The 21,853-nt window shown below is 69.6% G+C and carries 20 protein-coding genes; 6 read left to right on the plus strand and 14 right to left on the minus strand.

Features of this window, described 5'->3' with window-relative positions:
• Positions 1–12 precede the first annotated feature (12 nt).
• From glgX to glgB, 3 genes are all read left to right on the plus strand, one after another.
• Positions 13–2,082 carry a glycogen debranching protein GlgX gene (glgX, locus tag MIAR_RS05445; RefSeq protein WP_285632432.1) on the plus strand — a complete coding sequence of 690 codons (2,070 nt, stop codon included), beginning with the start codon at positions 13–15 and terminating at the stop codon, positions 2,080–2,082.
• 75 nt (positions 2,083–2,157) lie between these two features.
• Positions 2,158–4,230: an alpha-1,4-glucan--maltose-1-phosphate maltosyltransferase gene (locus MIAR_RS05450; protein ID WP_285632435.1), complete on the plus strand. Its 2,073-nt coding sequence runs from the start codon at positions 2,158–2,160 to the stop codon at positions 4,228–4,230.
• Positions 4,227–6,434: a 1,4-alpha-glucan branching protein GlgB gene (gene glgB, locus MIAR_RS05455; protein WP_285632438.1), complete on the plus strand. Its 2,208-nt coding sequence runs from the start codon at positions 4,227–4,229 to the stop codon at positions 6,432–6,434. The genes MIAR_RS05450 and glgB overlap by 4 nt, the downstream gene beginning before the upstream one ends.
• A 21-nt stretch (positions 6,435–6,455) precedes the next feature.
• Here glgB and MIAR_RS05460 read toward each other — a convergent pair whose 3' ends face one another.
• Positions 6,456–7,385 (minus strand): tetratricopeptide repeat protein, encoded by a 930-nt coding sequence (locus MIAR_RS05460; RefSeq protein WP_285632441.1) that lies wholly within the window; start codon positions 7,383–7,385, stop codon positions 6,456–6,458.
• Positions 7,382–9,181 carry a DUF8094 domain-containing protein gene (locus tag MIAR_RS05465; protein ID WP_285632444.1) on the minus strand — a complete coding sequence of 600 codons (1,800 nt, stop codon included), beginning with the start codon at positions 9,179–9,181 and terminating at the stop codon, positions 7,382–7,384. The genes MIAR_RS05460 and MIAR_RS05465 overlap by 4 nt, the downstream gene beginning before the upstream one ends.
• A gap of 161 nt (positions 9,182–9,342) precedes the next feature.
• On the opposite strand from MIAR_RS05465, the gene MIAR_RS05470 reads away from it, so the two are divergent.
• Positions 9,343–10,422, plus strand: coding sequence for an AI-2E family transporter (locus MIAR_RS05470; RefSeq protein ID WP_285632447.1), 1,080 nt, complete (start codon positions 9,343–9,345; stop codon positions 10,420–10,422).
• A gap of 3 nt (positions 10,423–10,425) precedes the next feature.
• On the opposite strand, the gene MIAR_RS05475 is transcribed toward MIAR_RS05470, so the two are convergent.
• The 9 genes from MIAR_RS05475 to rpsB form a co-directional block, all read right to left on the minus strand.
• On the minus strand, positions 10,426–11,142 hold the full coding sequence (locus MIAR_RS05475; protein ID WP_285632450.1) for an alpha/beta hydrolase: 717 nt from the start codon (positions 11,140–11,142) through the stop codon (positions 10,426–10,428).
• Complete coding sequence (locus MIAR_RS05480; RefSeq protein WP_285632453.1) at positions 11,139–11,426, minus strand: Rv1322 family protein; 288 nt, start codon at positions 11,424–11,426, stop codon at positions 11,139–11,141. Before MIAR_RS05480 ends, MIAR_RS05475 begins: the two co-directional genes overlap by 4 nt.
• 9 nt (positions 11,427–11,435) lie before the next feature.
• Positions 11,436–12,098 (minus strand): aggregation-promoting factor C-terminal-like domain-containing protein, encoded by a 663-nt coding sequence (locus MIAR_RS05485; protein WP_285632456.1) that lies wholly within the window; start codon positions 12,096–12,098, stop codon positions 11,436–11,438.
• A 64-nt stretch (positions 12,099–12,162) separates the two neighbouring features.
• Positions 12,163–12,750 (minus strand): DivIVA domain-containing protein, encoded by a 588-nt coding sequence (locus MIAR_RS05490; protein WP_285632459.1) that lies wholly within the window; start codon positions 12,748–12,750, stop codon positions 12,163–12,165.
• Positions 12,750–14,003, minus strand: a complete 1,254-nt coding sequence (locus tag MIAR_RS05495) for a phosphatidate cytidylyltransferase (protein ID WP_285632462.1) — start codon at positions 14,001–14,003, stop codon at positions 12,750–12,752. The genes MIAR_RS05490 and MIAR_RS05495 overlap by 1 nt, the downstream gene beginning before the upstream one ends.
• A 5-nt stretch (positions 14,004–14,008) precedes the next feature.
• Positions 14,009–14,563 carry a ribosome recycling factor gene (frr, locus tag MIAR_RS05500; protein WP_285632465.1) on the minus strand — a complete coding sequence of 185 codons (555 nt, stop codon included), beginning with the start codon at positions 14,561–14,563 and terminating at the stop codon, positions 14,009–14,011.
• Between the two features lie 72 nt (positions 14,564–14,635).
• A complete protein-coding gene (pyrH, locus tag MIAR_RS05505) occupies positions 14,636–15,352 on the minus strand; it encodes a UMP kinase (protein WP_285632468.1) in 717 nt (238 codons plus the stop codon).
• Positions 15,353–15,443: 91 nt separating this feature from the next.
• Positions 15,444–16,271, minus strand: coding sequence for a translation elongation factor Ts (tsf, locus tag MIAR_RS05510; RefSeq protein ID WP_285632471.1), 828 nt, complete (start codon positions 16,269–16,271; stop codon positions 15,444–15,446).
• A gap of 46 nt (positions 16,272–16,317) precedes the next feature.
• Entirely contained in the window at positions 16,318–17,166 is an 849-nt protein-coding gene (gene rpsB, locus MIAR_RS05515) for a 30S ribosomal protein S2 (RefSeq protein ID WP_285632475.1), read from the minus strand.
• A gap of 327 nt (positions 17,167–17,493) precedes the next feature.
• On the opposite strand from rpsB, the gene MIAR_RS05520 reads away from it, so the two are divergent.
• The gene (locus MIAR_RS05520; RefSeq protein ID WP_285632478.1) at positions 17,494–18,165 is read left to right on the plus strand and encodes a murein hydrolase activator EnvC family protein; all 672 of its coding nucleotides are present in this window, start codon (positions 17,494–17,496) and stop codon (positions 18,163–18,165) included.
• A 27-nt stretch (positions 18,166–18,192) separates the two neighbouring features.
• Here the strand turns inward: MIAR_RS05520 and MIAR_RS05525 are convergent, their stop codons facing one another.
• Genes MIAR_RS05525 through MIAR_RS05535 form a run of 3 tightly spaced genes read right to left on the minus strand, consistent with a single transcriptional unit; the run spans position 18,193 to position 20,949 of the window.
• Entirely contained in the window at positions 18,193–19,095 is a 903-nt protein-coding gene (locus tag MIAR_RS05525; protein WP_285632481.1) for a tyrosine recombinase XerC, read from the minus strand.
• 58 nt (positions 19,096–19,153) lie between these two features.
• Positions 19,154–20,329, minus strand: a complete 1,176-nt coding sequence (dprA, locus tag MIAR_RS05530) for a DNA-processing protein DprA (RefSeq protein ID WP_285632484.1) — start codon at positions 20,327–20,329, stop codon at positions 19,154–19,156.
• A complete protein-coding gene (locus MIAR_RS05535) occupies positions 20,326–20,949 on the minus strand; it encodes an ATP-binding protein (RefSeq protein ID WP_285632488.1) in 624 nt (207 codons plus the stop codon). The genes dprA and MIAR_RS05535 overlap by 4 nt, the downstream gene beginning before the upstream one ends.
• A gap of 380 nt (positions 20,950–21,329) precedes the next feature.
• Here MIAR_RS05535 and MIAR_RS05540 point away from each other — a divergent pair, with 380 nt between their 5' ends.
• Complete coding sequence (locus MIAR_RS05540) at positions 21,330–21,818, plus strand: hypothetical protein (RefSeq protein WP_285632491.1); 489 nt, start codon at positions 21,330–21,332, stop codon at positions 21,816–21,818.
• Positions 21,819–21,853: the final 35 nt, after the last annotated feature.

A 21,853-nucleotide genomic window follows, 5' to 3' on the forward strand; every position in this document is an offset into this window, starting at 1 on the left:
AGGCTGTTCCTCATGCCCGCGCAGTCCACCCCGTCCCTCGGCGGCTCCGCCCTCGACGACCTCGGCGTGCGCCTGCACGACGGCGTCGCCACGCTCCGGGTCTGGTCGCAGAACGCCTCCTCGGTCGAACTCGTCGTCTTCGACGCCGATGACCTGGACTGGGAGACCGCCCAGGTTCCGCTGGACCGCAAGCCCGGAGGCGTGTGGGAGGTCACGACCGAGCTGCTGCAGCCCGGTACGCGCTACTCGCTGCGGGTGGACGGCCCGCACGGCCCCGGCAACACGTTCAACTCCGAGACCCTGCTGCTCGACCCCTACGGACGTGGGCTCGCGCAGGGCGACGGCTACGAGGAGTGGCGCTCCGTCGTCATCGCCGACGGCTTCGACTGGGGCGGGGTGCCCAAGCCGAACACGCCGATGGACCGCACCGTGATCTACGAGGGGCACATCAAGGGCCTCACCAAGCGGCACCCCGACGTCACGGCGGCACTGCACGGCACCTACGCCGGGCTCGCCCACCCGGCCATGATCGAGTACTTCAAGAGCATCGGCGTGACCGCGATCGAACTGCTCCCGGTGCACGCGTTCGTGCCGGAGCCGCGGCTGCTCGAGAAGGGCCTGACGAACTACTGGGGCTACAACACCCTGAGCTTCTTCACGCCGCACAACGCCTACGCCAGCGAGTCCGCGCGCAAGGAGGGCCCGGAGGCCGTGCTCGCCGAGTTCAAGGGCATGGTCAAGCTCCTGCACGAGGCGGGCCTGGAGGTCATCCTCGACGTGGTGTACAACCACACCAGCGAGGAGGGTCTGGGCGGCCCGCGGTCGAGCCTGCGCGGCATCGACAACGCGCTCTACTACCGCCAGCAGCCGGACGGCAGCTACATCGACACCACCGGCGTCGGGAACACCCTCAACACGGCGACGGATGCCGCTGCGCGCCTGGTACTCGATTCGCTGCGGTACTGGGCCACCGAGATGCAGATCGACGGCTTCCGGTTCGACCTGGCGACCGCGCTCGGCCGCGACGCCAACCACGAGTACGACCGTGAGCATCCGCTGCTCACCGCGATCCGCACCGACCCGGTCCTGCAGGACGTCAAGATCATCGCCGAGCCCTGGGACGTGGGCCTGGGCGGCTGGCAGACCGGCAATTTTCCGGACGGCTGGAGCGAGTGGAACGACCGTTACCGCGATCGGGCCCGCAACTTCTGGCTGAGCGACATCGACTACGCCCGTCGCGCTTCGGCGCCCGTGGGCATCGGCGGCTTCGCGAACCGGCTCGCCGGCTCCGCCAACACGTACAGCGAGGAGCGCGGGCCGCTGGCGAGCATCAACTTCGTCACCGCGCACGACGGCTTCACGCTGCACGACCTGGTCGCGTACGACGTGAAGCACAACGAGGCGAACGGCGAGGGCAATCGCGACGGCGCCGACATGAACCGCTCGTTCAACCACGGCGTCGAGGGTCCGACCGACGACCCGACGATCCTCGCGCAGCGCCGCAAGGCGATGCGCAACCTGCTCGGCACCCTGCTGCTGTCGGCAGGCGTCCCGATGATCACCGCCGGTGACGAGTTCGGGCGCACGCAGCGCGGCAACAACAACGCCTACTGCCAGGACTCGCCGCTGAGCTGGCTGAACTGGGAGCACGAGCAGTGGCAGCGTGATCTCACGGCGCACGTCGCCCTGCTCACCCGCCTGCGCGCGGAGAACCCTGCCCTGCGTCCGAGCAGGTACGCGCGGCTGGGTGAGCACATCCCCGACTCCTCGGTGATGGACTGGTTCGACCAGAACGGCGAGACCATGGAGGTCGAGCAGTGGAACGACCCCCGCAACCGCACCCTGCAGTACGTGGCGGCCAGCGTCCCCGAGAACGGCGCGTCCAATCGCATCCTGCTGATCGTGCACGGCACCGAGGCGCCGATCGACGTGCGCCTGCCGGACTCGATCGAGGGCGCGACGGCGTTCGTCGAGCTGTGGTCCAGCGCCGACGACACGCCGCAGAGCGAGCAGCGCCGGCACGCACCGGGCGAGGTGCTGCCCGTTCCGGGCACCTCGATGCGCCTGTTCTGGGTGGAATGACCGGATTCTCCCCCTGCCTCGTAACCCGCGATCCGATGGGCTGGTGCGGGGCCCGCTGAGCGGTACATTCGTGGTGTGGCAGCACGAACCGCTCAAGAACCCGCGGCGCTGAGAAGCCCCGCCCGGATTCCTCTGCGGCCTGCCGCCGAGACCGACTCCCCGGAAGGCGTGAAGGCGGGGAGGATCCCGCTCTTCTCCCCCACCCCGGACGTGCCCCAGGGGTACCCGCCGAAGGCGTTCGCGGGCGAGGTCGTGCCCTTCGGCGTCGTCTCCTTCCGCGAGGGCCACGATCGCATCGGCGTGCACGTGCGCCTGACCGATCCCTCCGGCGGCGAGTCCCTGCACCGGCTCACCGCGCGTCAGGACGGCACCGACCGCTGGGTCGCCGACATCGCCCTCGACGTCGAGGGCCCGTGGCGGTACCGCTTCGAGGGCTTCGCGGACGACTTCGCCACCTGGGCGCACGCGGCATCCGTCAAGGCGGAGGCCGGAGTCGACATCGCTGTCATGAGCGCTCTCGGCGCGACGCTGCTGACCTCCGCCGCGGCTGAGAAGGATCGCCCGGCCGCCGAGCGCACCCGGCTGCGCGCCGCCGCGAAGCGGCTGAAGGGAGCGGATGCCGGTGAGCTGACCGCCGTGTCGACGGACCCCGGCCTCGCCGCCGTCTTCGCGGACCGCCCGATGGCGTCGCTCGGCTCCGTGACCGACTGGCTCGAGCTGACCGTCGAGCGCGCCCGTGCGGGCGTGGGCTCCTGGTACGAGTTCTTCCCGCGCTCGGAGGGCGCCGTCCGGCGCAAGGACGGCACGGTCAAGAGCGGCACGTTCCGTTCCGCGATCAAGCGCCTGCCCGGCGTCGCGGGGATGGGCTTCGACGTGCTGTACCTGGTGCCCGTGCATCCGATCGGCGAGACCAACCGCAAGGGGCGCAACAACACCCTCGTGACGGAGCCCGGCGATCCGGGCTCGCCGTATGCCATCGGTTCCGCCGCAGGCGGGCACGACGCCCTGCATCCCGAGCTGGGCGACGAGAAGGATTTCGCGGCACTTCTGCGCGCGGCCCGCAAGCACGGCCTCGAGGTGGCCCTCGACCTCGCGCTGCAGGCATCTCCCGACCACCCGTGGGTCGTGGAGCATCCGGAGTGGTTCACCACGCTCCCCGACGGCACCATCGCCTATGCCGAGAACCCTCCGAAGAAGTACCAGGACATCTATCCGCTGAACTTCGACAACGATCCCGAGGGCATCTACGCCGAGATGCTGCGGGTCGTGATGCACTGGGTCGGTCTCGGCGTGCGGATCTTCCGCGTCGACAACCCGCACACCAAGCCGCTGCAGTTCTGGGAGTGGTTGATCGCGCGCGTGAACGCCGTCTCCCCGGGCGTCGTGTTCCTCGCCGAGGCGTTCACCCGCCCGGCGGTCATGCGCGCGCTCGCCGCGGTGGGCTTCCAGCAGAGCTACTCGTACTTCACCTGGCGCAACACCAAGGCCGAGCTCGAGGAGTTCCTCACCAGCGTGTCGCAGGAGACCAGCGACTACATGCGGCCGAACCTGTTCGTGAACACCCACGACATCCTCACCGAGTACCTGCAGTACGGCGGGCGCGCGGCGTACCGCATCCGCGCCTGCATCGCCGCGACCGCGGCTCCCACCTGGGGCGTCTACGCCGGCTACGAGCTCATCGAGAACGTCGCCCGGCCGGGCTCCGAGGAGAACATCGACAACGAGAAGTACGAGTTCAAGTTCCGCGACTGGGACGGCGCCGAGCAGCGCGGCGAGTCATTGGCGCCGCTGCTGCGCCGGCTGAATGCGATCCGCGCCCAGCATCCCGCCCTCGGGCAGCTGCGGAACATCTCCTTCCACTGGAGCGACGACGACGCGGTGCTGGTGTACTCCAAGCATCTGGACGCCGCGTTCACGGGCACCGGTCGCGCTGACACACTGATCGTCGTCGCCAACCTGGACCCGCACTCCGTCCGCGAGACGACCGTGCACCTCGACACGCGCATCTGGGGCGTTCAGCCCGGTGAAGGGTTCGAGGTGGAGGATCTCCTCACAGGAGCTGTGTGGAGCTGGAACGACCACAACTACGTGCGGCTCGACGCCTTCGCCGAGCCGGTGCACATCCTGAGGGTGAAGGAGCGATCATGAGCTACATCGAGGATGTCTCCGTATCCGAGCAGTGGGAGAAGGCCGCCGACGGCGCGCACCACAATCCCCACATGCTCCTCGGCGCGCATCCGAGCACGGATGCAGCCGGTCGCACCGTCACGATCATCCGCACGCGCAGACCGCTCGCGGATTCCGTCACCGCCGTCTTCCTCGACGGCGACCGGCTCCCGCTCGAGCATGTCGCACGCGGCATCTGGGAGGGTCGTCATGCCGGTCCTCCGTCCGCCTACCGCATCGCCACCGTGTACGCGGGTCAGAACGAGGTCATCGCCGGCGACCCCTACCGTCATCTGTCCGCACTGGGCGAGATGGATCTGCACCTGATCGCCGAGGGCAGGCACGAGCGGCTCTGGCAGGTGCTCGGCGCGCACCCGCGCGTGTTCGACGGCGAGACCGGCGTGGACTTCGCCGTGTGGGCCCCGGATGCGAAGGCCGTCCGCGTGTGCGGGGACTGGAACTCCTGGAACGGCACCGGTCACGCGATGCGGTCGATGGGCGCCAGCGGCGTGTGGGAGCTGTTCATCCCGGATGTCTCCGTGGGCAGTCGCTATAAGTACGAGATCCTCACTCAGGACGACCACTGGATCCTCAAGGCCGACCCGATGGCGCAGGCCGCCGAGGTGCCGCCCGCCACGGCATCCGTCGTGACCCAGAGCGCCTACACCTGGGCGGACGGCGCGTGGATGACCCGCCGCGCGGCGACGCACGCGGTCGCACAGCCGATGTCCGTGTACGAGCTGCATCTGGGCTCGTGGCGCGAGGGTCTCGGATACCGCGAGATCGCCGACGAGCTCATCGAGCACGTCACCGCGACGGGCTTCACGCACGTGGAGCTGATGCCCGTCGCCGAGCACCCCTTCGGCGGCTCGTGGGGCTACCAGGTCAGCGGATACTATGCGCCGACGAGCCGCTACGGCTCGCCGGACGATCTGCGGTACCTGATCGACCGGCTGCATCAGGCCGGCATCGGCGTGATCCTGGACTGGGTGCCCGGCCACTTCCCGAAGGACGACTTCGCCCTGGCGAGGTTCGACGGCCGGCCGCTGTACGAGCACCCGGATCCGCGCCGCGGCGAGCACCAGGACTGGGGAACGCTGATCTTCGACTACGGCCGCAACGAGGTGCGCAACTTCCTGGTCGCGAACGCGCTGTACTGGCTCAGCGAGTTCCACGTGGACGGCCTGCGCGTGGACGCGGTCGCCTCGATGCTGTACCTCGACTACTCCCGCAAGGACGGCGAGTGGGAGCCGAACGTGCACGGCGGCCGTGAGAACCTCGAGGCGATCCGCTTCCTGCAGGAGGTCAACGCCACCGCCTACCGGCTGCACCCCGGCATCGTGATGATCGCCGAGGAGTCCACCGCCTTCCCCGGCGTGACCGCGCCCACGTCCGCCGCCGGCCTCGGGTTCGGGTTCAAGTGGAACATGGGCTGGATGAACGACTCGCTGCAGTACATGAAGCGGGATCCGATGTACCGCTCCCACCACGAGGGCGAGATCACGTTCTCGTTCGTGTACAGCTTCGGTGAGAACTACGTGCTGCCCATCAGCCACGACGAGGTCGTGCACGGCAAGGGCACGCTCGTGTCCCGGATGCCCGGCGATCACCACCACAAGCTGGCGAACGTGCGCGCGTACCTCGCCTACATGTGGGGCCACCCCGGCAAGAAGCTGCTGTTCATGGGCCAGGAGTTCGGTCAGATCGGCGAATGGTCGGTCGATCGCGAGCTCGACTGGTGGCTGCTCGACCAGCCCGCCCACGCCCAGCTGCAGCACTTCGTCGGCGCCATGAACGCGGTGTACCGCCGTCAGGCGCCGCTGTGGGAGCGCGACAACGACAGCAGGGCGTTCCACCGTCTCGGCGCACCGAGCTGGGACCCCAGCGTGGTGGCGTTCGAGCGGCACGACGCGCACGGCGGACGGCTGGTGGTGGTGACGAACTTCGCGGGCGTGACGCGCACGGGGTACCGGCTGCAGCTCTCCTGCGAGGGAACCTGGGTCGAGGTGCTCAACACGGACGCCGCCGAGTACGGCGGCTCGGATGCAGGCAATCTCGGGATGATCCATGCGCACTGCGAGACCGACGACGCACCGGCGATCGCGACGGTCACGCTCCCGGCGCTGTCGACGATCTGGTTCCGCTACCAGGCCGACCCGCACATCCCGACGGTCAGCCACGACTGACCGCTCGGGGCCCGCCCGGCCTCAGAACAGCAGCGACGCCAGGCGGGTCCGCGCGGCGGCGACGCGCGGGTCCGCGGCGCCGATCAGATCGAACAGCTCGACGAGGCGCTCACGCACGGGCGTCCGCTGGTCGGCGTCCACCGCGCTGAACAGGTCCAGCAGGCGGGAGAACGCGTCATCGACGTGCCCTCCAGCGAGGTCGAGGTCGGCGACGCGGAACTGCGCCTCGACGTCGAGCGGAGCGGCCGCGGCGGCCTCGCGCACCTGCTGCAGGTCGAGACCCTGCACACGGTCCAGCAGACGCACCTGGCCGAGCCCGGCCTTGGCATCCTCGTCGCGGGGGTTCTCAGCCAGAGCGTGCTGATACGCCTGGATGGCGCGTGGGTAATCGCCCGCCTCGATCGCGGCGAACGCCTCGGCGTGCAGCGGCGGCAGCGGCGCCTCCTCGGGCTCCGCAGCCGGCTCCTCGCCGTCCGTCGGGACGCTTCCGGTCACTCCGTTCTGGGCCGCGACCTCGAGCAGCTTCGCGAACACCTCGCGCACCTGCTCCTCGGGCACCGCGCCCGTGAACATCGGCACCGGCTGACCGCCGATGAGTGCCACGACCAGCGGGATCGACTGCGCACGGAACGCCTGCGCGATCTGCGGGTTGGCGTCGACGTCGACCTTGGCCAGCACGACCCGGCCGCCCTGCTCCCTGGTCACCTTCTCGATGATGGGGCTGAGCTGCTTGCACGGGCCGCACCATTCGGCCCACAGATCGACGACCACGGGCACCGACCGCGAGAGCTCGAGGATCTCGCCGAAGCTCGCGTCGGTCACATCGACGACGACCCCGCCGGATGCCGCCGGAGCGGCCCCGTCCGGAGCGGTCGCGGGCTGGGCCGCACGGCCGCGCAGCGAGGAGAGGTCGACGGCGCCGCGAAGTGCGGCAGCGGAGATTTCGGTCACTTGATCACCTGCACACTGAGAAGGTCCTGCTTGTAGGCGAGCAGACGGATCTGCTCGTTGGAGCCCTGCGCGGGCACGGCGAAGAACAGCTGGATGCCGTACGTCGTCGTGTAGCCCTTCGCGGCTTCGGAGACGCCGGTCAGCGCCTTCGAGGGCTCATCGGTGATCTTGATCACCGCGTCGGGGTTCGTCGGTGTGATCGTCTGCGTGTCGGTGACGCTCACGCTGACCACCGCGCCGCTGTCGAGGGTCGCCAGCGACAACGGCTCGTCGTCGGATGCCGCCATCTTGAAGGCGGCTTTCGATGTCTTACCGGCACCGGCATCCGCAGCCTTCTTCACCAGCGCGGCGCGGCTGTCACGGATCGACTTCGCGAACTCCTTGGACGCCTCGTCGAAGTCGCCGGCGTACTGGCTCTTGTCATCGGCGTCCACGAAGTCGGAGAACGCACCGGCGAGCTCCGACGGGGGCAGCGACAGGAACGCCGACTCGGCCGGGACGCGGGTGGTGCCCAGCCAGGCGGGCGCCACGTTCGGGAAGGTGCTCTTGGCGAGCATGTCGGCCATCGAGGTGACCCGGTAGTTGGCCCACGGGTCGCTCTGCACCATGGTCAGGAGCACCGGCGGCTTCTTGGCGTTCTTCTCGTCCACGGTCAGCGCGAGCACGGTGCGCGGCCACCCCTCGGTCGCCTCGGGGAGCAGGATCTTCACCTTGCCCAGCGGCGTCACGAGGGCGCCTTCACGCGCCTCGATCTTCCCGCGCAGCTGGTACTCCAGCCGGCGGGCGTCGAGCGCGGCTCCGATGAGGCGCGTCTCCGCGAGCTTGCCGTCCAGGTCGGTGTCGGCCTTGGTCAGCGTCGAGGCGACGTCGGCGACGATCCGCTGCCCCTGCTTGTCGGTGACGACGGGCTGCTTCTGGTTCTCCGGCGCGACGACACTCGGCGACGGCGTCGGTGAGGGGGCGTCACCGCCGAACTGCGGCCAGGAGTCGGCCGTGCAGCCGGTGGCGAGCAGCCCGGTCAGCGCGAGAGCCGGCAGCGCGATCGCCAGACGGCGACGCAGCGGCGTCATGGTCCGCTGAGTGGTGCCCGCGTCGCCCTGCAGCTCGATCTCGGCACGCTCCGGCATCGTGATCGGCTGCGTCTCGGGCAGCGGGCCCGGGCCCTTGCGACGCGGACCGCGTCCGCGGCGCTGGTGACGGATGCCGAGGATGTACAGCACGATGCCGACCGCCAGCAGCAGTCCACCGGCGGCCATCAGCGGACCCGCCCACGGCGTGCGCGTGTCCAGCGCCCAGGAGACGAGGATGTCGGTCGGCGCCGGCTTGACGCCGTCGCGGGCGATCAGCACGCTGTTGCCCTTGGTCAGCTGCAGATTCGCGACCAACGAGTCCTTGTCGGCGAACGAATCGAGCCAGAGATCCGAGCCGACCGGCGAGCGGCCGGACGTCTCACCGCCGTCGGCGGGCGGCTGCTCCGCCTTGACGCGCGCCGTCTTCGGCTTCCCCGACTTGGTCAGGGACACATGGTCGTAGGCGGTGTCGGACAGCCAGGACTTCATGTCGTCGGTGCGGGCGTAGGCCACGAAGACATCGCCCTTGCCGCGCACCAGCAGCGTCTGCAGACCGGTGTGGGCACGCAGCACGTCGGCATCGACAAGCACGTACGGAGTGGGTTGATCGACCGTCAGCTCCATCCGCTGCTCGGTCGGTCCCATGAAGATGGTCCGCTGAGCGATTCCCGCTCCGATGAGAACCGTGGCCAGCACGAAGGCCACGACGGCCCATACGAATCGCACGAATCAACTCCTTACGTGACCCCGGACGCGTTCCAGGGGTCCCCGCTCGACGTTCCAGACTATCGAAAGCACCTGAGCATTGCCCACGAGCACATCGGCCCGTCGTGGACGGTGTGAGGATCACAGGCGATTAGGCTTGCTCGCATCCGACCGGGAGAACGATGAAGATCCACAGCCCTTTCCGCACCGCTCTGGTGGCCACGCTCGGCGTGGGCCTGGGAATCATGCTGCTCACCAGCGTGCAGATGCTCTCGACGGTGCTGCTGTACATCGGCACGGCGCTGTTCCTCAGCCTGGGCCTGGACCCGCTGGTGTCGTTCCTCGAGCGCAGGGGCATGCCCCGCTGGGCATCCGTCCTCACCACGATCGTCGCCGTGCTCGGCGTGTTCACCGCGATCGTGCTGATCATCCTGCCCGTCGTCATCGAGCAGATCTCCCAGCTGGTCACGAAGATCACCGACCTCATCGTGAACGGCGACCAGACGATCCAGAACCTCAAGGACTGGATGACGGACACGTTCCCGAACCTGCGTGTGAACGACGTCTTCGCCTATGTGGAGGACTGGCTGTCCAAGGAGGACTGGGCCAAGAACGTCACCGAGTGGGGCGGCTCGATCGGACAGGGCGTGCTGATCGTCGGCGGTGCTGTGCTGACCGGCCTCTTCGGCGCGTTCATCGTGCTCGTGCTCACGATCTACCTGACCGCCTCCACCCCGTCGCTCAAGCGCGCGGTGTACCAGCTCGTCCCGGCGTCGCGCCGGGAGCGGTTCATCGACATCGCCGACCAGATCACCGACTCCGTCGGGCACTACGTGATGGGTCAGGTCACGCTCGGCGTGATCAACGGCATCCTGAGCTCGATCTACCTCTCGATCATCAATGCGCCCTTCACGGCGGTGCTCGCCGTGGTGGCGTTCTTCTTCTCGCTGATCCCGCTGGTGGGCACGCTCACGGGCTCGACCCTGATCGTGCTCGCCTGCCTGATCCCGGGGGTCGGCTCCCCCGCCACCGCCCTGGCGGCGGCGATCTACTACCTCATCTACATGCAGATCGAGGCGTACTTCATCGCCCCGCGCATCATGAGCCGCGCCGTGGCCGTGCCCGGCGCCGTCGTCGTCATCGCGGCGCTGTCCGGTGGTGCGCTGCTGGGCCTGCTCGGCGCGCTCATCGCGATCCCCGTCGCAGCCAGCATCCTGATCATCTACCGGCAGGTGCTGATCCCACGCATGAACGAGCGCTGACGCTCAGGCGTCCCAGACCGTCGCCAGCGGCAGCGCGTCGGGGTTCACGGCTGCGACGATCTCGGTCAGCACTCGCCTGGTCTGGCTCTCGCCGACCCACAGGTGCCGACCGCCGTCGACAGCGATGAGCCGGGCGTGCGGCACGAGCCCGAACCGCGCGCGAGCCTCGTCGGGACGCAGGTAGTCGTCCAGCTCGGGGACGAGCACGACCAGCTCGCGCTCGTCGCCCCGCCACGCCGACAGGTCGGCGTCGGTCGCGCGGTGCAGCGGCGGGGAGAGCAGGATCGCGCCCTCGATCTCGTGATCGCGACCGTACTTGAGCGCCAGCTCGGTGCCGAACGACCAGCCGACCAGCCAGGGGCGGGGAAGCCCGCGCTCACGGACGAAGTCCATCGCAGCGGCGACATCGAACTGCTCGGCCCCTCCCCCGTCGAAGGCGCCCTCGCTTCTGCCGCGGGGGGACGAAGTGCCGCGGGTGTTGAAACGCAGCACGGCCATCCCCGCCTGGGCGGGCAGCCGGGCGGCCGCCTTGCGCAGGATGTGGGTGTCCATGCATCCGCCGGCCGTGGGCAGCGGATGCAGCGTCACCAGGGTCGCCGTCGGCTCCCGGTCCGACGGCACCGACAGCTCGCCGACCAGTGTCAGTCCGTCCGCCGTGGACAGCTCGACGTCAGTGCGCTCAGCAGGCAGCAGGACGGGCCCGCGGATCTCGAAGGTCATCCGATCCTCCAGCAGTGCGTGTGCCAGTGCCGACGTGCGGCGAGGTCGGCAGAGTCGCCCATCACGCCGTCCGCGCGCCACGCGACCAGATGAGCCGTGCCCGGAGGGATGCTGCGTCCGCAGCCCGGGCAGATGTACTCCTTGACGGCCGATGCACCCGACACGGGCTGCACCGTCCATTCCTGGCCGCGACGGCTCTCGGTACGCTTCCAGCCCGCCAGGAGGCGGTCGAAGGACTCGTCTGCGCGGGAGCGGTCAGGACGCCGCCGGTGGGATCTTGCCATTCCTCCGGTCTACCACCAGTGGTTGCGGGTCCAGAACGCGTAGGCGCCCGCCCAGCTTCCGTAACGACCCGTCGCATAGCCGGTGCCCCAGCGCAGGTTGTCCACCGGGTTGTAGCCGTTCCCGGGGACCTTGCTGCAGGGCAGCGCCTGCACGAGACCGCAGGCGCCCGAGGACTTGTTGGTCGCGTTCGGATTCCAGCCGCTCTCCCGCGAGACGATGTAGTCCACGTAGGGGTAGTCGCTCGGGGCGATCCCCGCCGCAGCCATCCACTCCTCCTTGGTGCCGCCGCCGGTGTACTTCGGACGTGCTGCACCGCCACCGCCGCCGCTCTTCGCGGGCGCCGAGGCGACCGTGGGCTTGGGGGTCGGCTTCGGCTTGACGTAGACCTCGAACGCGCCGCGATCGACGGCCTGGATGGTCGCACCCTCGACCGTGACGGTGATGTTCTGCGTGTCCTCGGAGGCGAGGGAGAACGTGGTCACCGCCTTGTCGGCCGCGGTGCTCGGATCGGCGATGGCCGTCCCTGTGGGCGCCAGCAGTGCGGCGGAGACGCCGACGACCGCGAGACCCGCGCCGACAGCGCTGAGCCGTCGTCGCCAGGGAGTCTTCTGCGTCGAACCGGACGCGTTCGGGCGCGTCGGGTTCGATATCGATTCGTTATCGGGAGTCACGATGGTGGTCAGTCTACGCAGAACTCGCTGAGACGTCCATGAGAGTCCGCCGCGTGGCGGCAGATCAGCGGACCGCAAGCATCACTTCCACGGTGGCGTCGAGCAGTGCGTCCACCTGCTCCTCGCGGTATCCCCCGCGCTGCATCCGGAACGCCGCGCCACGCACCTGCTCCACCGTGAGGGGGTCGCCGTCGCGGAGGAAACCGCTGATGCGGTCGGCGACATGATCGACCTCGTCGATCCGGTATCCGAAGGTGAGGCGCCCCGTACGGGCGAAACGGTGGTGCGCGGGACGCGCGAGATGGTCGAGGATGCGCTGCGCGTCCTCACGGGCCCTCGCGACCCACTCGGTGACCCCCAGCGAGCGCACGGCGCGCTCCCTGGTGCGTGCGGCGAAGGCGTCCTCGACGCGTCCCAGTGCGGCATCCACCGCGGCGATGTCGTAGCCGTGCCGGACCAGCGGGAAGGAGGCATCGCGCACGTCCTCGGCTCCGAAGTCCTTCCGGTCGTCCTCGAACGCGCCGCGGGCGGCGTCGAGGAACGTGTCCACGGCTGCGCGGTGGTAGCCGCGGGTGCGCCCCGACGTGAGCGGAAACGCCGGAGGGGCGGCCTCGTCATCGCCGTCGAACACATCGAGATCAGAATCAGACATCACGAGACCATCCATGGGGCGAGCAGGTATGAGAGCGCGAGGGCGGGGATCGTCGACGGCAGGATGCTGTCCAGACGATCGAGCAGACCGCCGTGACCGGGCAGCCAGGAGCTCATGTCCTTGATGCCGAGATCGCGCTTGAGCATCGACTCCCCGAGATCGCCGAGGGTGGCGGAGAGCAGGATCACGGCGCCCAGGACGAGACCGCACCACCACTGCAGGTGCAGAAGGTAGGTCGCCAGCAGCACACCGGCGATCAGGGATCCGAGCACCGCCCCGCCGAAGCCCTCCCAGGTCTTCTTGGGGCTGATCCTCGGCGCCATCGGATGCTTCCCGAAGGCGAGCCCGGCCGCGTAGGCGCAGGTGTCGGCAGCGACGGCGATGGCCACGAAGGAGAGCACCCACCACTGACCGTTCTCACGGAACAGCAGCATGATCGCGATCGATGTGAGGAACGGCACGTAGACCTGCACGAACGCGCCGACCACGACATCGGAGAGCACGTCGCCGTAGGTGCGGCCGTCCTTGACGACCATCTGCGCGATCATCCGCCACACGGCGATGAACGACACGGCGACGATGAGCACCACCCAGCTGATCCAGAACTCGCCGGATGCTCCGGCCAGCAGCACACCCGTCGCCGCGATCAGCTGCGGAACGACGTCGACCCGCCGGCCGCCGGCGCGCAGCGCGCGGGAGAGCTCGTAAGTCCCCAGCAGGCCGGCGGCCAGTGCGATCGGCACGAAGAGCCACTTGATGAACAGCAGCGATGCCACCAGTGCAGCGCCGAAGGCCACGCCGATCACGATCGCGAGGATCAGATCGCGCCCGGTGCGCTGTTTGATGCGCTCGTTGGCCTGGTCGAAGTGGTCACGCGCCTGGGAGACGTGCGTCTCCAGCTGGTCGCGCGCCTGCGACACGTGCGACTCGATCTCATCGCGCCTGGCCCGCCACTGCTCGCGGATCGCGCTGTGATCAGCGGTCGACAGCGGACCCGCGTACGGATCGGGCTCCGCCGCGGGGAGCGGGGGACGCGGCGGCACGCGGGTCGCATCGAACTCCGGGAAGGCCGCATCCGACAGGGGCCGCGCCGTCACCGGCACATCGCCGTCCACCCGGCGCGTGCCGCGCACGGGGGTGGCGGCATCCTCGTTCCCGGATGCCGCCGGCCGCTCTGCGGACGACGCCGCATCCGGTTCCTGCGACCCGGGCGTCCCGGGCCGCGGTTCCTCGGAGTGATTCTCGCCGGACATGCCGATCAGACCTCGAGGAGCTCTGCCTCTTTGCGCTTGAGGGCCTCGTCGATGGCGTCGACGTACTGGCGCGTCAGAGCGTCCAGCTCCTTCTCGCCGCGAGCGATCTCGTCCTCGCCGACCTCGGCCTTGAGCGCGTCCATCTCGTCCTTCGCCTTGCGGCGAATGCCGCGGATGCGGACCTTCGCGTCCTCGCCCTTGGTGCGCACGAGCTTCACGTACTCCTTGCGGCGCTCCTGGGTGAGCTCGGGCATGGTGACGCGAACGATGTTGCCGTCGTTGCTGGGGTTCGCGCCCAGGTTCGGCATGTCGCGGATCGCCTGCTCGATGGCCTTGAGGGCCGACTTGTCGTACGGCGTGATGATCAGCGAGCGAGCCTCGGGGTTCGCGAGCGAAGCGAGCTGCGCGAGCGGCGTCGGCGTGCCGTAGTAGTCGACGAGCACCTTCTGGAACATCTGCGGGTTCGCACGCCCGGTGCGGACCGTGGCGAAGTCCTCCTTGGCGGCATCGACCGCGCGGGTCATGCGTCCGGTGGTTTCAGCGAGGACATCCGCGATCACGGGGGCTCCTTAGGTTCGGGGGTTTCAGAAGATTCTATCCGGCACGCCTCGGCGGTCCGTGGAGGAAAGGCCTCAGGCCGTGACGAGCGTGCCGATCGGCTCGCCCAGCAGGGCGCGGGTGACGTTGCCGGCCGGCTCCATGCCGAACACGCGCATGTCCATGGCGTTGTCCATGCACAGGCTGAACGCGGTGGAGTCGACGACCTTCAGGCCGCGCTGCAGGGCGTCGCGGTAGGTCACGCGGTCGATCCGCTCCGCGTCGGGGTCCTTGTTCGGGTCGGCGGTGTAGATGGCATCCACACCGTTCTTCGCGACCAGGACCTCCTGCGCGCCGATCTCGAGAGCGCGCTGCGCGGCGACCGTGTCGGTGGAGAAGTACGGGAGACCCGCGCCGGCGCCGAAGATCACGACGCGGCCCTTCTCCATGTGGCGCTCCGCGCGCAGCGGGATGTAGGGCTCCGCGACCTGAGTCATCTGGATCGCGGACTGCACGCGCGTCGGCGCGCCGGCCTGCTCGAGGAAGTCCTGCAGGGCGAGGGCGTTCATGACGGTGCCCAGCATGCCCATGTAGTCGGCGCGACCGCGGTCCATGCCGCGCTGGCTCAGCTCCGCACCGCGGAAGAAGTTGCCGCCGCCGACGACGACGGCGATCTCGACCCGGTCGACCGCCGCGGCGATGTCGCGCGCGATGGCGCTGACGACGTCGGGGTTCACACCCAGCGATCCGCCGCCGAAGGCCTCGCCGGAGAGCTTGAGAAGGACGCGACGGCGTCCGGTGCGTTCAGTCATGGGGTGGGTCCTCTCGTCCGGATTCAAGATAGTGCCTTCAGGGCATGAAGAAGGGGTTCGGATCGTGTGGATCCGAACCCCTCCCGAGGTGTTACGCGCCGACCTTGAACCGGGCGAAGTCGGTGACGGTGATACCGGCATCCTTCGCGACCTGGCTCACGGACAGCTTGTTGTCCTTCGCGTAGTCCTGCTCGAGCAGGGCGACCTGCTTGAAGTACGCGGTCACGCGGCCCTCGACGATCTTCGGCAGGGCGGCCTCGGGCTTGCCCTCGTTGCGGGAGATCTCGGTGACGATCTCGCGCTCCTTCTCCACGTCGGCGGCGGGGACATCCTCGCGCGTCAGGTAGGAGGGGTTCGCGAACGAGATGTGCTGCGCGATCGAGCGAGCGGTCTCCGCGTCGGTACCGGAGTACGCGACGGCGACGCCGATCTGCGGGGGCAGGTCCTTGCTGGTGCGGTGCATGTACACCGACAGGTTCTCACCCTTGACGGTGCGGACCTTGCGCAGCTCGACCTTCTCGCCGATGATCGCGGCCTCGTCGGAGATGAGCTGCTCGACGGTCTGAGCGCCCGCGGGGGCGGCCAGAGCGGCCTCGACCGAGTCGGCGCCGACAGCCGCGACGGCGTCGGCGACCTTGTCGGCCAGAGCGATGAAGCGCTCGTTCTTGGCGACGAAGTCGGTCTCGCAGGCGAGCTCGATCAGCGTCACGGCACCGGCGGACTCACGAGCGGCGATCAGGCCCTCGCTGGTCGAGCGGTCGGCGCGCTTGGCGTTGCCCTTGGCACCCTTCAGACGCAGGATCTCGGTGGCCTTCTCGACGTCGCCGTCAGCCTCCTCGAGCGCCTTCTTGGTGTCGACCATTCCCGTTCCGAGCTGCTCGCGCAGCGCCTTGATGTCGGCGATGGTGAAGTTGGCCATGTGTGGTGGCTCCTTGCTTCGTGTCTGTGCGTGGTGTGCTGGTTGCTTACTTGGCGTCTGCGTCGGCAGCGGCCTCGGCGGCCGGAGCCTCGTCAGCGGCCGGAGCCTCGACGACCTCAGCGGCCTCGGCGGCGGGAGCCTCGGCGTCACCCTGCAGGAGCTCCTGCTCCCACTCGGCGAGCGGCTCGGCGTCGCCCTCGGGGTTGTGCTTCTGCTGCAGGCCCTCGGCGGCGGCGTCGGCGATGATGCGCGTCAGCAGCGAGACCGAGCGGATGGCGTCGTCGTTGCCGGGGATCGGGTACTGGAAGTCGTCCGGGTCGGCGTTGGTGTCGAGGATGCCGATCACCGGGATGCCGAGCTTCTTGGCCTCGTCGATGGCGAGGTGCTCGCGCTTGGCGTCGACGACCCACAGGGCCGAAGGGGTCTTCGACAGGTTGCGGATGCCGCCCAGCGACTTGTGCAGCTTGTCGAGCTCGCGCTTCTTGAGCAGCAGCTCCTTCTTGGTGAAGCCCGATGCGGCCGGGTTCTCGTAGTCGAGCTCCTCGAGCTCCTTCATACGGGCGAGGCGCTTCGCGATGGTCGAGAAGTTGGTCAGCAGACCACCCAGCCAGCGCTGGTTGACGAAGGGCTGACCGACACGGGCGGCCTGCTCCGCGAGGACCTCCTGCGCCTGCTTCTTGGTGCCGACGAAGAGGATCGTGCCACCACGGGCGACGGTCTCCTTGACGAAGTCGTAGGCCTTGTCGATGTACGACAGCGACTGCTGCAGGTCGATGATGTGGATGCCGGAGCGCTCGGTGAGGATGAAGCGCTTCACCTTCGGGTTCCACCGACGGGTCTGGTGTCCGAAGTGCACGCCGCTGTCGAGCAGCTGGCGGATGGTGACCACAGCCATGGTCGTCTCCTTGTTCTGACGCTCTCGCGTCGTTGAGGTTGTTGCGCCGATCAGGTGATCGACTGTCCTGGTGCCCGGCGCACACCCGCCCTCGATGAGGAGGGACCTGTGGGAGTGGATGCCGCGACCTCCGCCTTTCGACGACGTCGCTCTGGGCACGCGTAGTCATCCCGATTGCGGGATGCTCCTCCAGCATACAGGATCGCGCGTGCGACGAACGGCGCAGCCCGGTGCGCTCTCCCTGCACGGCAGCACTGATTCGGCGGTTGTGCACGGATGCCGGGGATCGGGCGCGACGCCGTCGGGCTCGCGTGCCAGGGTGGGCGGATGGTCAGCGGGCATCTGGACGCGGAGAGGCGCCGTGGTCGCATCATCGCGATGCGCTGCGCGGTCGTGCTCGCCGTCCTCGCGATCCTGGGCGATGGCCGGGCTGCGCCCGGGGCGATGGCGACCGTGGTCCCGCCGGCCGCCATGTCCGTGTCCGGCTCGGTGGACGCGAGCGGCACGGCGCGACCGAGCGGCTCCGTGGCACCGGCAGGCGCGGCCCGCAGTGCGATCGGTGCGCCGGCGGAGGAGGCTCCCGGGTACCCATGGCGGTGGCCGGTCGCGGGCTCGCGCACGGTGATCGAGCCGTTCCGTGCACCTGCGCACGACTACGGCCCCGGCCACCGCGGCATGGACGTGACGGCGGCACCGGGCGCTGATGTGCTCTCACCGGCGGCGGGCGTGGTCGCTTTCCGCGGGACAGTGGCGGACCGGCCGCTGATCACGATCGATCACGGCGACGGCTACATCAGCACGCTGGAGCCCGTGTCGTCGGATCTCGCAGCGGGTGACGCCGTGCTGGCCGGCGACGTGGTCGGGGTCCTCGTCTCGGGAGGCCACGCCGCCCCGGGGACGCTGCATGTGGGCGTCCGGATCGACAAGCGGTACGTGAATCCGCGCGGACTGTTCGGCCTGCCGCCTCGTGCCGTGCTGCTCCCGTGCTGCGAGGACTGAGCCTCTCTGCGTCGTCCGGTTCGGGCGTCAGGCCCGAGGATGCGCGAGGCGATAGGTGGCGGTGAGCCGCTCGGCCGAGACGTGCGTGTAGATCTGGGTCGTGCCGAGGCTCGCATGGCCGAGCATCTCCTGCACCGCGCGCAGGTCGGCCCCGCCGTCGAGCAGGTGCGTCGCCGCCGAGTGCCGGAGGGCGTGCGGACCCACATGCTCTGCGCCGACGATGGGCCCGAGCACACGGGCGACGAGCGCGTACACCGTGCGCGGTCCGATGCGCGCGCCGCGTGCACCGAGGAAGAGCGCGGCACCGGGCGACTCGGTGCGGGCGAGCAGTGCAGGGCGTCCGCGTGTCAGAAACGCGTCCAGCGCGATCGCGGCGGGTGCACCGAACGGCACGACCCGCTCCTTGGAACCCTTGCCGAGCACCCGCACGACCCGCCTCTGCAGGTCCAGGTCGTCGACGTCGACGCCGCAGAGCTCGGAGACACGGATGCCCGCGGCATAGAGCAGCTCGAGGATGGCATGGTCCCGCAGCGCGATCGGATCCCCTGTGGACGCGGCGACGCGCTGCGCGTCCAGGAGCTCGCGCATGCCGTCGGCGGATGCGACGACGGGGAGGGTCTTGGCCCGCCGGGGCGTGACCAGGCGCAGGCTCGGGTCCGCGGTCACGAGCTGGGCGTCATGGGCCCATCCGAAGAACGACCGTACGGCGGCCGCGCGACGCGCGAGCGTGGAACGGGCGTCCCCCCGCTGGGTCGCCTGCCACAGCCAGTCGCGGAGAGCCTCCAGATCGATCTCGGTGACGTCGGCCTCTCCGACCGCTCTGCCCAGGTCGGCGAGATCCGAACGGTACGCGCGCACGGTCGCCGGGGAGAGCCTTCGCACCTGCGCGAGGTGCGCGATGAATGCCTCCACCGCCTGCGCGTACCTCATCGCTCCAGCATGCCGCGCCGCGGCCTCATCGGCGCGCTCCCCCGCCGATGTGCGAGCCTCAGGAGGTCCGCCTCCATCCATCCTGCCTCTGCTCCACGCTCCCCTCGAGCGCGAGGAGCCCCAGGAGGCTCCGCACGCGTTCCGCCGACAGTCCGCTGCGGAGCGCGAGGTCATCAGCATCGCGGGCAGTCCGGCTGCTCATCGCGTCGGTCAGGCGGATCTGGTCCGGATCGGCCCGTGCCGTCTGCGGTGCGATGAGCACGCGGTCGTCCCAGAGCTCACGCACCTCCCGCGCGCTGGTCACGCAGATCGCGTCGAACTCCCGGAGCAGCCGGTGGCAGCCCGCCGACGCGGCGGAGGAGATCGGGCCGGGCACTGCGCCGAGCGGACGTCCGAGGGCTGCCGCGTGCCCGGCGGTGTTCAGGGTGCCGCTGCGCCAGCCGGCCTCGACGACGACGGTCGCCAGCCCGGCGGCGGCGATCAGGCGATTGCGCTGCAGGAACCTCCACTTGGTGGGTGCGCCTCCGCAGGGCACCTCGCTGACCACCGCCCCGCCCCGCCGAATGCGATCGAACAGCTGCTGATGACCGATCGGATAGGCGCGGTCCACTCCCCCGGCGAGGAACGCGATCGTGGTCCCGCCCACCCCGAGTGCCGCGCGATGCGATGCGCCGTCGATGCCGTACGCCCCGCCCGAGACGACCACGACGCCGGAGCCTGCCAGATCCCCCGCCAGCTCACCGGCCACCGCCTCCCCGTAAGGCGTCGCGGCCCGCGCCCCCACCATCGCCACGGCGGGCTGCGCCGCCAGTGCGGCGGTGTCTCCGCGCACCCAGAGCAGCAGCGGCGCATGCGAGCCCAGATCGTCGAGTCCGCCGGGCCATTCGGGATCACCGGGAAGGAGAAGGCGACCGCCGACTTCAGCACAGGAGGTCAGCGCGTCCAGCACCGCCTGAGAACGGGCTCGCGGGTGCCACCGCGCCTGCGCCTCGGCGAACTCCCGCGGCTCCAGCAGCCCCGGTGTCAGCATCCGGTCCTCGCTCAGCGCGCGATCGAGCGCCTCCGATGCCCCGTGCGCCGCCACGAGCGCACCGGCCGCGCCGTCGCCCGGTTCGACGAGGACCGACCACGCCGCGCGCGCCAGTACCTCGTGCGGGTCCGCATCCGGCCGCAGTCGCTCGGCGGCGGGCAGCAGCCTCGCATCGTCCAGCATCCGGTTGGTCGTCGTCCTCATGCCAGCAAACCCTTCTTCAGGAACAGGGCCCGTCCCAGTTCATCGATGCCCGGAGTCGTCGCGCCGGCGAGGTCGGCGATGGTCCACGCCACACGGAGCACCCGGTCGTACGCGCGCAGTGTGACCGTCCCGCGCTCCAGTGCACGATCCAGCGGTGCGCGCACCTTCGCAGACAGGCGCAGTGCCCCGACCCGCAACCGCTCCCCCGGAACCTCGCCGTTCACGCGCCAGGGAGTGCCGCGGAGCCGCTCTGCCGCCGCCGCCCTGGCCGTCACCACCCTGGCGCGCGCCAGAGCGGAGGTGAGCTCCGACGCCTCTCCGGACGTCGCCCGCGAGGCGGCGACGCGGGCCACCTGCAGATCGATGTCGATGCGATCGCGGAGCGGTCCGGAGAGCCGCCCCGCGTAGCGCCGGATCGCCATGGGCGGACAGGTGCACTCCGCGCCACGGACCCCGTAGTTGCCGCACGGGCAGGGGTTCATCGCCAGCACCAGCTGGAATCGCGCCGGATAGCTCGCGGTGAAGCCGGCGCGGTGCACCTCGATCCGGCCTGACTCCAGCGGCTGCCGCAGCGCGTCCAGCGCGACCCGCTGGAACTCGGGTGTCTCATCGGGGAACACCAAAAGGGAGTAGTCTCGCAGGCCTCCGGGGCAGGTAGGGCAGGTCCGCAGCCGGGCAGTCACATACTTGCTGTTAACCATCCTTTTCTGTCACGGCCTGGGCCCCCGGTGCCCCGAATGCCCCTCCACACGCCCTCCGGGGTGCCCAACAGGGCGGTTTCAGGGCAAAAGGGCAGCGAGGGCGGCACGCTCTCTATTAGTTGTATAACGGAGTGCTAAAGTGTCACGGCCCCCGTCAGCCGCACTCCCGAGTCGTCCCCGGCCACCCTGCGTTACGATGCTCACCCTGGCCGCCCGGGATTCCCTCACTGCCGCCGTCACGAACTCCTGAACAGACACGCTAGCCGCCTCCCCGCCCGCACGCCTTCCCAGGAGTCCGCATGTCCGACGCTCTCACCCCCGGCATCGTCTCGCACGACGACGACCGTCTCCCCTATGACCTCTCCGACGACTTCGAGATGGTGTTCACCGTGGAGCGTGGCGGCTTCGCCCCTCGCACCGCCGTCTACGCCCTGGCAGTCGAAGCAGCCGAGTCAACCGGCAGCCGCATCCCCTCGCCCTCCCAGGTCTACGCGGCGCTTCGCGCCCGAGGTTTCCGGGAAGGGCGCAAGCATCCGGGAACTCGGGGCTTCCACGACCTCACCGTGCCGGATCGTCTGCTCGGCGTCCCTCGCGTCCAGCCGGACGGCACAGCCTCCGCATACAAGAACCGGGGCGAGCGCACCCCTGAAGCGCGCGAGGCTGCCCGCATGGCCCGCGTTGAGCGCTGGCTCGCCGAGCAGCGCCGCGTGGACATGATGACCAACCAAACGCCCAAGCGCGACGAGCGCGACTTCATCCGTCGCTCCCCATGGTTCACCCGCGCCTGACCCCGCTACCTCGCGTCACTCGCTCCAGCCGGGTC

The organism is Microbacterium arabinogalactanolyticum (assembly GCF_030268005.1).
In the GTDB taxonomy this organism is placed as follows: Bacteria; Actinomycetota; Actinomycetes; order Actinomycetales; family Microbacteriaceae; genus Microbacterium; species Microbacterium arabinogalactanolyticum.